The organism is Williamsia sp., from assembly GCF_016462415.1.
GTDB lineage: Bacteria > Actinomycetota > Actinomycetes > Mycobacteriales > Mycobacteriaceae > Williamsia_A.
In genome coordinates, this window is sequence record NZ_JAEMTF010000028.1 from 4,172 (window position 1) to 16,180 (window position 12,009).

Here is a 12,009-nt window from a genome sequence, read left to right on the forward strand (position 1 = left end):
TCGAACCCACCCGGATCCAAGGAGTTCGCATGTCCGTCTCGACCCGCTCGTCTCAGGGTGCCGGGTGCTCGGCGGTCATCGGGGCCGTCAAGCTGCCGCAGACGGTCGCGAACCAATACCGGGTCAAGGTCAGAGTCCAGCGCTTCGGGACCAACTGCGGGATCTTCAAGCTGTCGGTCGACTGGAGGAACGCCACCGCAGGCGGGACCGGTGGCCAGATCTTCGACGTGAATCCCGATGGTTCCGTTCAAGGCGCACCCGACAACGTTCTCGACGGGTTCGGCTTCGGTCCGGGAGCGGGGATCATCGACGCGACCATCCACACATACAGCAAGTACGACGAGGAGGGTGAGGTCGCACTGCCGAGCATCCCGGGCAAGGCCGTGTTCGCGCTGTACTGAACCCCCTGCGCCGCAGCGACGTTCGACGCCCGGGAACACTCGCATCGTTTTCGGGCGTTGAATGGGGCACGGCGTGCCCGCCGGCACGCACGACGTCGAAAGGATGTGCACCACACCCATGTCGAGAAACCCGTACGACGATCTGCCCGACCTCCCGACTTTCAGTATCTCGTCGGAGAGCTTCACCGACGGTGGAGCCCTCGCCACGGCGCAGGTGAGCGGAATCATGGGCGCCGGGGGCGACGATGCGTCACCACAGCTGAGCTGGTCGGGCTTCCCCGCCGAGACCAAGAGTTTCGCGGTGACGGTGTACGACCCCGATGCCCCGACCGCGGCCGGATTCTGGCACTGGGCGGTGGCCGACATCCCCGCAAGCACGACGTCGCTGGCCGAGGGTGCGGGCGACGAGAACGGCAGTGGGCTGCCATCGGGAGCGGTGACCCTGGCCTCCGACGCGTCGGCGAAGCGCTTCATCGGTGCCGCGCCGCCACCCGGACACGGACCCCACCACTACTACGTCGCGGTGCACGCCGTCGACGTGGAGACCCTGGAACTGCCCGACGGTGCGACGCCGGCGTTCCTCGGTTTCAACCTGTTCAGCCATGCGATCGCCCGCGCGGTGATCCACGCGACCTACGAACAGCCCGCCGAGTGATCTAGGCGAGACGACATCGACACCGCCGGGGCCTCAGGCCTCGGCGGTGTTCTCGCTTCCGACCGCCGCCGCCAGCGAGTCGAAGCCCCCGGCACGCAGCCGGTCGGCGATGCCGTCGTGGATGTCCTTGATCCACATCGGCCCGCCGTAGATGAAACCGGTGTAGCCCTGGATCAGCGACGCGCCTGCGCAGATGCGCTCCCATGCCTGCTCGGGCGTCTCGATGCCACCGACCGAGATCAGCTCGAGCCGGTCGCCCACGCGCCGGTACAACCTACGCAGCACCTCGAGAGAACGCTCCGCCAACGGCGCGCCGGACAGCCCACCCGCACCGATGTCACCGATGGTCGCGTCGTCGGTCCGCAGACCGTCGCGACCGATGGTGGTGTTCGTGCACACGATGCCGGCGAGCCCCAGTTCGACGGCCAGGTCGGCGATGTCGTCGATGTCGGGGTCGCTGAGGTCGGGGGCGATCTTGACCAGCACCGGGGTGGTGGTCGCGTCGATCACCGCCGACAACAGCGGGCGCAGCGAGGCGACAGCCTGCAGGTCCCGCAGACCCGGGGTGTTCGGCGAGCTGACGTTGACCACCACGAAGTCCGACAGCGGACCGAGCAGTCGAGCACTGATCAGATAGTCGGCGACGGCGTCGGCGGGTTCGACGAGTTTCGTCTTGCCGATGTTCGCCGCCACCGGCACCGAACGGGAATCGCGTCGGCGCGAGGCCAGCCGTCCGGCCGCGGCGGACGCGCCGTGGTTGTTGAACCCCATGCGATTGATCAGTGCACGGTCGGCCGGCAGGCGGAACAGCCGCGGGGTGGGATTACCGGGCTGCGCCACCCCGGTGACCGTGCCGACCTCGGCGAACCCGAATCCGAGTGCACCCCAGGCATTCACGGCCTCGGCGTTCTTGTCGAAGCCGGCGGCCAGTCCCATCGGAGCGGGGAAGTCGACGCCGAACACCGTGGTCCGCAGGATGGGGTCGTGGCGGGCGAACAACCGCGCGCACAGCGCTGTCATGACACGCATGGAACCGACCGTGGCCAGGGTTCGCGAGACGAGGGTGTGGATCCGCTCCGCGGGTACCAGGAACATCGCGCGCAGGAGGACGGGGTAGAGGATCCGGTTGACCCGGCGCAGCAGCGTTCGGGATCCCGTCGACCTCGCCGGGGGAGCTCCGCTCACCGATCGACCTCGACGCCGTTGCGCTCGGCCCGGGTCTTCTTGCGTTTCAACAACACCTTGCGGGTGCCGTCGGAGTAGAGCCGGACACGCGAGATCTCCCACCCTCCGAACTCGGCCTCGATCGACAACCGCATCGATGCGGTCACCCGCGTGACGTCCGGGGGCAGCCGGAGCGGGGTGTACTCGTAGTCGTCGCTGGTCGCAGACGTCCATTCGCGCGGGAACCCGGGGCCGCGACCACCTGCTGTCGTGCGCCGCATGTCGCCTCCCATGGTCGTTGTCGTCACCGGATGATCTGGAGCCCCTCGCCGCGGGCGGAGAGCAGGTAGACGGTGCCGGTGGCGCTGTCGACGGTCAACGAGTCCACCTGGCCCACTGTGGCCAACCGTCGACGCTCCACCGGAATTCCGGTGGACAGATCGTAGGCCACGACCTGGTTGTTGCCGGTCGTCGCGACCCACGCCAGGTTTTTCGTGTCGTCGTATCCTACGGCGTACGGACCGGCCGCCACCGGATAGCGGAACTTCGCGACCAGCGGGTTCCCGTCGAATCCGAGGAACTCGTTGCCGCGGGTGTCGGTGGTCAGGAAGCGACCGTAGTGGTCGACGGTGATGCCGGTCGCCCCGTCACCGGCGCGTAGTGCCGCCCCGAGAGACCCGTCCTCGACATCGACGGTCGTGACCGACGACTGCGCGCGGTCCAGGGCCACGACCTGACCGTTCCCGCTGTCGGGGTCCGCCGACGCCACCGCGAGCCCGTCGACACGGACGAACCCGGTGATGGTCCGCACGATCGAGCCGTCGGCGCGCACCCGCAGGATGGACCCCGAGCCCGTCCCGACGAGCAGCGAGCCGTCGGTGAACCTCGCCAGGCTGAGCGGGTCGGCGGCCGGGATGGTCTGCTTCGACACCGCCCCGGTGCTCGTGTTCACCCGCACCACCGCGTCAGGGGCGATCGCGGCGACCGTCCCGTTGCCGACGGTCGCGATCGCGGTGACGGCCGTGGGCAACGTCACCCGTCGCGGTGTCGGAGGGGCGCCGGAGCCCGCGGTCGAATAGATCTCCAGCGAGGAGCGGTCCGCACCGAGAACGGTGAGTGTCGACGTCGAGGTGTCGAGCGCCATCGACTGCGACGCCGGGGCGGGGACCACGGTCCCCGCTGCGGCGGCCGCGGTCGGCGGCGCGCTGATCGGCGTCTGCGGGATGGTGGTCGCGACGTTCGGGCTGCCCGACGAGCTGTTCCCACAGGCGCCGACGGTCACGATCACGAGCGCGCTCAGAGCGACGGCGAGGGCGGTCGACGTGCGACGCGGCAGTACGGGCATGCGGTCCATAGTGCTGCACGCGCGCACGCACATCCGATCCGCCCGCGCATGGGTGCGCCTCGACCGTCGGCTGCCGTAGTGTCTGTCGCCGTGACTGATGCGATGACGTGGACCCAGACTGTCGTGCTCGGGGCAGTGCAGGGACTGACCGAGTTCCTGCCGGTCTCGTCATCGGGACACCTGCGGATCGTGTCCGGGGTCTTCTTCGGCGACGACGCGGGCGCGTCGTTCACCGCGGTGACCCAGCTCGGCACCGAGGCCGCCGTGCTCATCTACTTCCTGCGCGACATCATCCGCATCATCGGCGCCTGGTTCCGAGGCCTGTTTTCGGCCGACGAGCGTGGACTGGACTATCGGATCGGCTGGTACGTGATCTTCGCCACCATCCCGATCGGTCTGCTCGGCTTCGTGTTCAAGGACCAGATCCGTACCGGGGCGCGCAATCTGTGGCTCATCGCGTCCATGCTGATCATCTTCTCGCTCGTGATCTTCCTGGCCGAGCGCTACGGCACCCGGAAACGTCCCATGGAGCAGCTGACGTTGCGTGACGGGGTCACGATGGGTCTCGCGCAGTGCCTCGCCCTGATCCCCGGGGTGTCCCGCTCCGGCGCGACCGCGAGCGCCGGCCTCTTCCTCGGTCTGGAACGCGAGGCGGCGGTGCGGTTCTCCTTCCTGCTGGCCATCCCCGCGGTCACCGCGTCGGGGCTGTTCAGCCTTCCGGACGCGTTCTCTCCCAGCGGAGAAGGGCTGGAGGCGAGCGGCATACAACTCCTGGTCGCCACGGTCATCGCGTTCGTCATCGGCTACGCGTCGATCGCCTGGCTGCTGCGTTTCGTCGCCAAGCACTCGCTGAACTGGTTCGTCGGGTACCGGGTCGTCGTCGGTCTCATCGTGATCGGTCTGCTGGCAGGCGGCGTGGTCAGCGCGACCTGATCGCCCCCGGGCGGACGCATATGGTGAACGTGTGACAGTCATCCTGCTCCGCCACGGACGCTCGACCGCGAACACCTCGGGCGTCCTCGCCGGGCGCAGCACCGGCGTCGACCTCGATGACACCGGCCGCACCCAGGCCCAGTCCCTGATCGACCGACTGTCCGACGTCGCGACGCTGGCGGCCGTGGTCCGATCGCCTCTGCAGCGCTGCGAGCAGACCGTCGCGCCGCTCGTCGCCGACCGGGGACTCACCGAGATCGTCGACGACCGGCTCATCGAGGTCGACTACGGCCAGTGGACCGGCCGACCGATCAAGGACCTGCTGGGCGAGGACATGTGGAAGACGGTGCAGCAGCAACCGTCGGCCGCGATCTTCCCCGACGGCGAGGGCTTGGCCCACGTCCAGAGTCGCGCCGTCGCCGCGATCCGTGAACTCGACGCCGTGTACGGCGGATCGGACGGCAGCGGCGTCTGGGTGGCGTGCTCACACGGCGACGTGATCAAGTCGATCCTCGCCGATGCCATGGGGATGCACCTGGACTCGTTCCAGCGGATAGTGGTGGAGCCGGCCTCGATCAGCATCATCCGGTACAGCCCGTCACGGCCCTACGTGCACACGGTGAACTCGACGGGTGTGAAACCGTCGTTCCCCGCCCCGCCGCCCCCGGCTGCGGATGTCTCCGCGGATCAGGGCTCGTCCGATGACGCGGTGATCGGCGGTTCGACCGGTGCGCCCGCCGCACCGGCGGGCGGACACCCACCGCACTAGCCACACCGGTCGGGATCAGAACCCATCGGGCAGTATTGAGACAACAGCTTGGAGGAGGTGCCATGCCCAGAGCGATACACGTGTTCCGCAGCCCGGATCGATTCGTCGCGGGGACCGTCGGCGCACCCGGCGACCGGACGTTCTATCTGCAGGCCACCCATGAGGCCCGCATCGTCAGCGTGATGCTGGAGAAACAGCAGGTACAGATCCTGGCCGACCGCATCGGCGCGCTGCTCGAGGAGATCCACCGTCGGTTCGGCACCCCGTTGCCGCCGGAGACCGATCGGGTCGAGGACCTGAGTCCGTTGCAGATGCCGGTCGACGCCGAGTTCCGGGTCGGGACCATGGGCCTGGGTTGGGACGCCGAGGCCGAGGCCGTGGTGGTGGAGCTGTTGGCCATCACCGAGGGCGAGTTCGACGAGAGCGTCGTCCTCGACGACACCGACGAGGGCCCCGATGCGGTGCGCGTGTTCCTCAGCACCGCCGCCGCACGAGAGTTCGCCGCGCGGTCGACGCGCGTGATCTCCGCCGGTCGCGAGCCGTGCCCACTGTGCGCCGAGCCGCTCGACCCGGCCGGCCACGTGTGCGTGCGCACCAACGGCTACAAGCGCGACGTCGCGATCGACAAGTCCATCGAGTTCGTCGACCCGGTCGTCTTCGACGACCCCACCCTGCGAGCCGCGTTGGAGGACGCCGAGGACGACGACCCGTCCCCGGACGACGACGATCCCGACTCCGATCGGTCCTGACCCGATGCCACCGAGCGCCGCCGCGTCGGAGTCGTCAGCGGCCGGTTCGCCCGCCGACATCGCGCAGATCCTGCGCACCGGGGAACTCGAACTCATCGGTCAGGTCCGCGGCGCCAGCAACGCCACGCTGGTCTGCGAGGCCGTCCTCGGCGACGACACGGTCCGATGCGTCTACAAACCGGTCCGCGGCGAGCAGCCGCTGTGGGATTTCCCCGACGGCACCCTCGCCGGTCGCGAGATCTCGTCGTATCTGGTGTCCGATGCCCTCGGCTGGTCGGTCATCCCGGTCACGGTGTTGCGCGACGGTCAATTCGGTCCGGGCATGGTCCAGCGCTGGATCGACACGCCGGAGCCGAGCGACAGCGTCCCCGAACACCTCGACCTCGTCGACCTGTGTCCCAGCGGCGCTATCCCGGACAATTTCCGGCGGATCATCGACGCCTACGACGCGCTCGGCGAAGAGGTCACACTCGTCCACGCCGACGACCCGCGCCTGCAGCGCATGGCGGTGCTCGATCTGCTGATCAACAACGCCGACCGCAAGGGCGGTCACGTCCTCGAGGGCTGTGACGGCGAGGTGTACGGCGTCGACCACGGCATCTGCATGCACACCGAGGACAAACTGCGCACGGTCCTGTGGGGATGGGCGGGAGAAGCGATCCCGGCGCACCTCGTCGCCGACATCGAGACCCTGCTGAGCACCCTGACCACCCCCAGCTCGGCACTGTCGGAGGCCTTGCCCTCGCTCATCACCCCGGCCGAGGTCGTCGCCCTGCACGATCGCGCCCGTGGGCTGGTGCGCACCCCGGTCATGCCGACACCCGCACGGTCGCGGCCGATACCGTGGCCGGCCTTCTAGGGGCGACCCGTTCGGAGACGGTGCAGGTGAGGGGGCGGATGCTCGCCCCCGACCACCTCGCCCATATGGTGGACCGATGCAGTCGTGGTCAGATGTCGCGGTCCCTCCGCTCGCCGGGCAGGGCCCGCAACTCAGGCTCTACGACACCTCCGACCAACAGGTCCGACCGGTCACACCCGGCCCGGTCGCGACGATGTACGTCTGCGGCATCACCCCGTACGACGCAACCCATCTGGGCCACGCTGCGACTTACGTGACGTTCGATCTGGTCAACCGGATCTGGCGCGATCTGGGGCACGAGGTCAACTACGTGCAGAACGTCACCGACGTCGACGACCCGCTGTTCGAACGGGCCGATCGCGACGGCATCGACTGGCGGGATCTGGGACGGCGTGAGACGCAACTGTTCTGCGACGACATGGCGGCGCTGCGGGTGCTGCCGCCGCGTGACTACATCGGCGCCGTCGAATCGATCGACGAGGTCGTCGAGGTCGTGGGCAGGCTCCTGGACTCCGGCGCGGCCTACATCGTCGACGACGCAACGCATCCCGACATCTACTTCCGGGCCGACGCCACCGAACAGTTCGGCTACGAGTCCAACTACGACCGCGCGACGATGGACACATTCTTCGCCGAGCGCGGCGGCGACCCCGACCGCGCCGGGAAACGCGATCCGCTCGACGCCCTGATCTGGCGGGCGGCCCGCGACGGCGAACCGTCCTGGCCGTCACCGCACGGACCCGGACGCCCCGGATGGCACATCGAGTGCGCCGCAATCGCTCTGAACCGCCTGGGCGCGCCGTTCGACGTCCAGGGCGGCGGCAGCGACCTCATCTTCCCGCACCACGAGTTCTCGGCCGCCCACGGCGAGGCGCTCACCGGCGAGCGCCGCTTCGCCGATCATTACGTGCACACCGGCATGATCGGCCTCGACGGCGAGAAGATGTCGAAGAGCCGGGGCAACCTGGTGTTCGTCTCGAAGCTGCGCGCGGCGGGCGTCGACCCGAACGCGATCCGGCTCGCACTGATCGCCGAGCACTACCGGAGCGACCGGATGTGGACCGACACCACCCTCGACGACGCAACCGCGCGCCTGGCACGGTGGCGCGACGCCATCGGTCGTCCCACCGCTCCCGACGCCGCCGACACCATCGCCCGGGTTCGCCAGCACCTGGCCGACGACCTCGACACCCCGAAGGCGATCGCCGCGCTCGACGCCTGGGCCGGCGACGCCATCGGCGGGCTGGGGTCGGCCACCGACGCCGGTGCCGACATCGCGACCGCGGTCGACAGCCTGCTCGGTATCGACCTCGGTCACGCGACAACGGCCCCGTGACCGGCCGTCGGTGGTGAGCGTGCCTCACGTCCGGACGCGTGGGTAGAGTTCCCGCTGTGGCGAACACGCAGGAGCTCGAGCCCGACACCACCGACGGCGTCTGGACGGTGGTCACCAGGACATCGACCTACCTCCTCGATTTCGAGGAGATGACCCTGCTCCGCGCCCCGGGCGTGGGTGGCAGCACCGACGACACCTGGGCGGTCAGTCAGTTGCGCCGCGATTCCGAGGACATACCGCTCCTCGGCGTGAAGTCGTGTCGGGTCGGGGAATCGGCGCAGTTCTGGGTTCGCGCCGCCGACGATCCCGACGTACGGACCTGGCGCATCACCACCCCGGTCGTCTCGATCGAGCGGATCAGCTGACCCGACCGGTCAGGTTCCGACCGCGACCTCGATGGTCCCGTCGACCACGCGCGACGGGTAGACCGCCAGCGTCCCGATCGCCGGATCGTTGCAGGAGCCGTCGGCGAACGCGTACGCGTACTGGTGCAGCGGGCACATGACCTTGGTGTCGTCGCTCTGACCGTCGGCGATCGGACCGCCGCGATGCGGACAGACCGCGGCCGTGGCCCGCACCGTGCCGTCGCCCAGGAGGAAGACCGCGATCTGCACACCACCGACGGCGTAGGCGCGACCCTCTCCGCGGGTCAGGTCGGACACCGATCCGACCGGTGTGAAGGCGACGTCGGTCGCGGTGTCGGTGCTCATCGGACCGGCACCCGGGGCAGCGGCAGCAACGGCAACGCAGAGACGAACTGAGCCGGCGATCGTGGCTCGACCCGCTCCTCCCACGGATCGCGATACTGACCCACGGCCGTGCTGACACGCTCGTGCAGACCGTCGACGAGACCGTCACGGTCGTCGACGAGGATCGCCCGCAGTTCGTCGATCCCGACCCGCGGGACCCACGCGTAGGTGCGCTCGAGCCACTTGGCCTGTTCGCGGTAGTACTGGATGAAGATGCCGCACAGGCGGATCACCTCGGCGCTCGACTCCACCGTCGCCAGCAGGTCGCCCTTGCGGATGTGAGCGCCCGCGGCCCCGCCGACGTAGATCTCCCACCGATCGGAGGCGCCGCCGTCGGCACCCACGGCGACCACGCCGAAGTCCTTGCACAGCGACTCGGCGCAGTTGCGGGGGCATCCGGTCACGGCCAGCTTGAGCTTCGCGGGCGACTCCAGGCCCTGGAACCGCTCCTCGATGGCAACACCCAGCGCGGTCGAGTCCCCGAGCCCGAACCGGCAGTAGTCGGTGCCCACGCAGGTCTTCACCGTCCGGAAGCTCTTGCCGTAGGCGAACCCCGATGGCATGTCGAGGTCGCCCCACACCTTCGGCAGATCCTCCTTGCGGACCCCGAGCAGATCGATGCGCTGGCCACCGGTGATCTTCACCATCGGGATGGAGTACTTGTCGGCAACGTCGGCGATGCGGCGCAACTGGTCGGCGGTGGTGACGCCGCCCTTGATCTGCGGGACCACCGAGAACGTGCCGTCCCGTTGGATGTTGGCGTGCACCCGGTCGTTGATGAACAGCGCACCGCGCTCGTCGGTCCACTCCGGTCCCCAGATCACCCGGAGCAGCGACGCCAGCGGCATCTTGGCCGCGGCGTCCTCGCCCGCGGGGGCGAGTTTCTCGAACACCTCGGACACCGAGCGGATCCCGCTCGCGCGGATGGCCCCGATCAACTCCGGCTTGGTCATCGGGATGGCGGGCACGTACCAGTCGGCGGAGACGTCGACGGCGAGGTCGTCGCCCGCGGCGAACGCGACGATGTCGGAGACCAGACCCTTGCAGGAGCCGCAGCCCTTGCCCGCGCGGGTGGCGGCGACCACCTCGCCGAGACTCGTCGCGCCACCGCGCACGCATCCCACGATCTGACCCTTGGTGACGCCGTTGCAGTTGCAGACCTGGGTGTCGTCGGACAACTCGGCCGCGCCGGTCTCGGCCGAGGGTGTCCCCATGTCGAACAGCATGCTGATGCGCTCGTCAGGGAGTGCGACCTTCTCGTCGAATGCCTGGGTGAGGAAGGCGGCCTTGCTGATGTCGCCGAGCAGCATCGCGCCGATCAGCTTGTTGTCGCGGACCACCACCGATTTGTATGTGCCGCTTCGGGGTTCGTAGAACTGGACGAACTCGTCGTCGTCACGCTCGGGTCCCTTGACACCCATGGCGGCGACGTCGACACCGGCCACCTTGAGCTTCGTCGTCAGGCGCGACCCGTGATAGGCGGCCTTCGGATCGGACCCGGTCAGCACGTCGGCGAGGACCGCGGCCTGCTCCCAGAGTGGGGCGACGAGACCGTAGACCTCACCGCGGTGTTGGCAGCACTCGCCGACCGCGTAGATAGAACCCTCGTCCTCGCACCGCATCTGGTCGTCCACGACGATGCCGCGCTCGATGACCAGTCCGGCGCTGCGGGCGATCTCGACATTCGGTCGGATGCCCGCGGTGACCACGATCATGTCGGCGGGCAGCGTGGTGTCGTCGTTGAAGCCGACCCCGACGACCACACCGTCGGGGTCGCGGAGGACCGAGGTCGTCCGCTTCGACGTGTGCACACCGACGCCGAGGGACTCGATCTTGGTGCGCAGCACACGTCCACCACGCTCGTCGAGTTGCTGGTTCATCAGGTGGCCGGGGGAGTGCACGACGTCGACATCGAGTCCCTGCGTGCGCAACCCGTACGCGGCCTCCAGTCCGAGCAGCCCGCCTCCGATGACCACCGCGCGCACGTCGTCGGCGGCCTGCGCCATCTGCAGCATCCCGTTGGTGTCGGCGATGGTGCGGAACCCGAACACGCCGCGGGCCAGGCGACCGTCGGGTTCGCGCAGTCCGTCCATGTTCGGGAAAAATGTGGTGCTGCCGGTGGCGATGATCAGCACGTCGTAGTCGACGTCCCGTCCGCTCTCGCAGGTGACGGTCTTGGCGAACCGGTCGATGCGCCGGACGCGGTCGCCGGCGTACAGGGTGACGCCGTTCTCGCGGTACCAGGCCATGGGGTTGAGCATGAGGTCGTCGTCGTCGATGGCGTTCTCGCCGGAGAGCACGTGCGACAACATGATCCGGTTGTAATTGCCGTAGGGCTCGTCGCCGACCATCGTGACGTCGAACATCTCGCCACCGCCCCGCGAGAGGATCTCCTCGACGGTCCTGGCGCCTGCCATCCCGTTGCCGACCACCACCAGCCGACGGCGTCCACCCGGCGTCGACGTGGCGGCCGCGATGTCCTCGCTCAAAAGATCACGAGCCCGAAGTCGACGACGATCTCTCCACTGGCCCCGGCGGGCGCCGCGAACACCAACTCGAGCACCGAATCGGGGTCGACGTCCTCGACGACCCGCAGCGGCACGTTCACCGACGCCTTCGCGCCGATGGGGAACATCCGCATGGACGCACCGTCGCGCGTCAGGGTGACGTAGACCAGTTCGTCGGAACTGTTGCCGCCGCGGAAGTACAGCGGCTGGGCGGTCATCCCGGCCGGGACGAGGAAGGTGAGCGACGGGTCCAGCGGTGCGGGCTTCGTGAGGCCGGTACCGGTGAAACCGAACACGCCCTGCAGGAACTTCGGAGTGGTCGACATGAGCGCCAGTGTTCGTGGCCGGGATCAACCCGCATTTGCGCCCGGGTTACGACTCGATTGTCAGGTGCTCACGATCGCGGCCACGGACGGGTGATCACGCCCCGAACGAGCCGGGACCGCGTCGACGCAGGTACTTCTCGAACTCGGCGGCCAGGGCGTCGCCGTCGATCTTCGACATCGCGTCGTCGACGCTGACCTCCGCGTCGCCGCGCTCCT

General features: G+C 68.8%; 14 protein-coding genes and 1 pseudogene. 8 read left to right on the forward strand and 7 right to left on the reverse strand.

From position 1 onward, the window contains the following. Positions 1-29 precede the first annotated feature (29 nt). Together JHC79_RS09335 and JHC79_RS09340 are read left to right on the forward strand one after the other, a co-directional pair. Complete coding sequence (locus JHC79_RS09335) at positions 30-401, forward strand: hypothetical protein (protein WP_296389924.1); 372 nt, start codon at positions 30-32, stop codon at positions 399-401. Positions 402-519: 118 nt separating this feature from the next. Then, entirely contained in the window at positions 520-1,056 is a 537-nt protein-coding gene (locus JHC79_RS09340; protein ID WP_296389926.1) for a YbhB/YbcL family Raf kinase inhibitor-like protein, read from the forward strand. A 33-nt stretch (positions 1,057-1,089) separates the two neighbouring features. Here the strand turns inward: JHC79_RS09340 and JHC79_RS09345 are convergent, their stop codons facing one another. The 3 genes from JHC79_RS09345 to JHC79_RS09355 are packed head-to-tail and all read right to left on the reverse strand — an operon-like array spanning position 1,090 to position 3,565. Further along, positions 1,090-2,199, reverse strand: a complete 1,110-nt coding sequence (locus JHC79_RS09345) for a quinone-dependent dihydroorotate dehydrogenase (protein WP_296389989.1) — start codon at positions 2,197-2,199, stop codon at positions 1,090-1,092. A gap of 38 nt (positions 2,200-2,237) precedes the next feature. After that, positions 2,238-2,501: a DUF5703 family protein gene (locus JHC79_RS09350; RefSeq protein WP_253663206.1), complete on the reverse strand. Its 264-nt coding sequence runs from the start codon at positions 2,499-2,501 to the stop codon at positions 2,238-2,240. A gap of 23 nt (positions 2,502-2,524) precedes the next feature. After that, positions 2,525-3,565, reverse strand: coding sequence for a hypothetical protein (locus tag JHC79_RS09355; RefSeq protein WP_296389931.1), 1,041 nt, complete (start codon positions 3,563-3,565; stop codon positions 2,525-2,527). A gap of 90 nt (positions 3,566-3,655) precedes the next feature. On the opposite strand from JHC79_RS09355, the gene JHC79_RS09360 reads away from it, so the two are divergent. The 6 genes from JHC79_RS09360 (at position 3,656) to JHC79_RS09385 (ending at position 8,576) form a co-directional block, all read left to right on the forward strand. Next, a complete protein-coding gene (locus JHC79_RS09360) occupies positions 3,656-4,498 on the forward strand; it encodes an undecaprenyl-diphosphate phosphatase (protein WP_296389933.1) in 843 nt (280 codons plus the stop codon). 31 nt (positions 4,499-4,529) lie between these two features. Further along, the gene (locus JHC79_RS09365) at positions 4,530-5,267 is read left to right on the forward strand and encodes a histidine phosphatase family protein (RefSeq protein WP_296389935.1); all 738 of its coding nucleotides are present in this window, start codon (positions 4,530-4,532) and stop codon (positions 5,265-5,267) included. A gap of 62 nt (positions 5,268-5,329) precedes the next feature. Next, complete coding sequence (locus JHC79_RS09370; RefSeq protein WP_296389937.1) at positions 5,330-6,016, forward strand: DUF3090 domain-containing protein; 687 nt, start codon at positions 5,330-5,332, stop codon at positions 6,014-6,016. 4 nt (positions 6,017-6,020) lie between these two features. Then, a complete protein-coding gene (locus JHC79_RS09375; protein ID WP_296389940.1) occupies positions 6,021-6,875 on the forward strand; it encodes an SCO1664 family protein in 855 nt (284 codons plus the stop codon). Between the two features lie 76 nt (positions 6,876-6,951). Then, entirely contained in the window at positions 6,952-8,211 is a 1,260-nt protein-coding gene (gene mshC, locus JHC79_RS09380) for a cysteine--1-D-myo-inosityl 2-amino-2-deoxy-alpha-D-glucopyranoside ligase (RefSeq protein ID WP_296389942.1), read from the forward strand. Between the two features lie 56 nt (positions 8,212-8,267). Then, complete coding sequence (locus JHC79_RS09385; RefSeq protein WP_253663199.1) at positions 8,268-8,576, forward strand: hypothetical protein; 309 nt, start codon at positions 8,268-8,270, stop codon at positions 8,574-8,576. A gap of 9 nt (positions 8,577-8,585) precedes the next feature. Here JHC79_RS09385 and JHC79_RS09390 read toward each other — a convergent pair whose 3' ends face one another. The 4 genes and pseudogenes from JHC79_RS09390 to JHC79_RS09405 form a co-directional block, all read right to left on the reverse strand. Then, positions 8,586-8,921: a Rieske (2Fe-2S) protein gene (locus JHC79_RS09390; RefSeq protein ID WP_296389945.1), complete on the reverse strand. Its 336-nt coding sequence runs from the start codon at positions 8,919-8,921 to the stop codon at positions 8,586-8,588. Continuing rightward, positions 8,918-11,449 (reverse strand): nitrite reductase large subunit NirB, encoded by a 2,532-nt coding sequence (nirB, locus tag JHC79_RS09395; RefSeq protein ID WP_296389947.1) that lies wholly within the window; start codon positions 11,447-11,449, stop codon positions 8,918-8,920. The genes JHC79_RS09390 and nirB overlap by 4 nt, the downstream gene beginning before the upstream one ends. After that, positions 11,446-11,793 carry a molybdopterin oxidoreductase gene (locus JHC79_RS09400; RefSeq protein ID WP_296389949.1) on the reverse strand — a complete coding sequence of 116 codons (348 nt, stop codon included), beginning with the start codon at positions 11,791-11,793 and terminating at the stop codon, positions 11,446-11,448. Before JHC79_RS09400 ends, nirB begins: the two co-directional genes overlap by 4 nt. A gap of 94 nt (positions 11,794-11,887) precedes the next feature. Next, positions 11,888-12,009 (reverse strand): annotated as a pseudogene (locus JHC79_RS09405) (PAC2 family protein); the annotation flags it as partial.

What these genes read in the sequence shown, in the direction of transcription:
- JHC79_RS09335 (WP_296389924.1), top strand. Translation starts at nt 30, where the DNA reads ATGTCCGTCTCGACCCGCTCGTCTCAGGGTGCCGGGTGCTCGGCGGTC.
- JHC79_RS09340 (WP_296389926.1), top strand. Translation starts at nt 520, where the DNA reads ATGTCGAGAAACCCGTACGACGATCTGCCCGACCTCCCGACTTTCAGT.
- JHC79_RS09350 (WP_253663206.1), bottom strand. Translation starts at nt 2,501, where the DNA reads ATGCGGCGCACGACAGCAGGTGGTCGCGGCCCCGGGTTCCCGCGCGAA.
- JHC79_RS09355 (WP_296389931.1), bottom strand. Translation starts at nt 3,565, where the DNA reads ATGCCCGTACTGCCGCGTCGCACGTCGACCGCCCTCGCCGTCGCTCTG.
- JHC79_RS09370 (WP_296389937.1), top strand. Translation starts at nt 5,330, where the DNA reads ATGCCCAGAGCGATACACGTGTTCCGCAGCCCGGATCGATTCGTCGCG.
- JHC79_RS09375 (WP_296389940.1), top strand. Translation starts at nt 6,021, where the DNA reads ATGCCACCGAGCGCCGCCGCGTCGGAGTCGTCAGCGGCCGGTTCGCCC.
- mshC (WP_296389942.1), top strand. Translation starts at nt 6,952, where the DNA reads ATGCAGTCGTGGTCAGATGTCGCGGTCCCTCCGCTCGCCGGGCAGGGC.
- JHC79_RS09390 (WP_296389945.1), bottom strand. Translation starts at nt 8,921, where the DNA reads ATGAGCACCGACACCGCGACCGACGTCGCCTTCACACCGGTCGGATCG.
- JHC79_RS09400 (WP_296389949.1), bottom strand. Translation starts at nt 11,793, where the DNA reads ATGTCGACCACTCCGAAGTTCCTGCAGGGCGTGTTCGGTTTCACCGGT.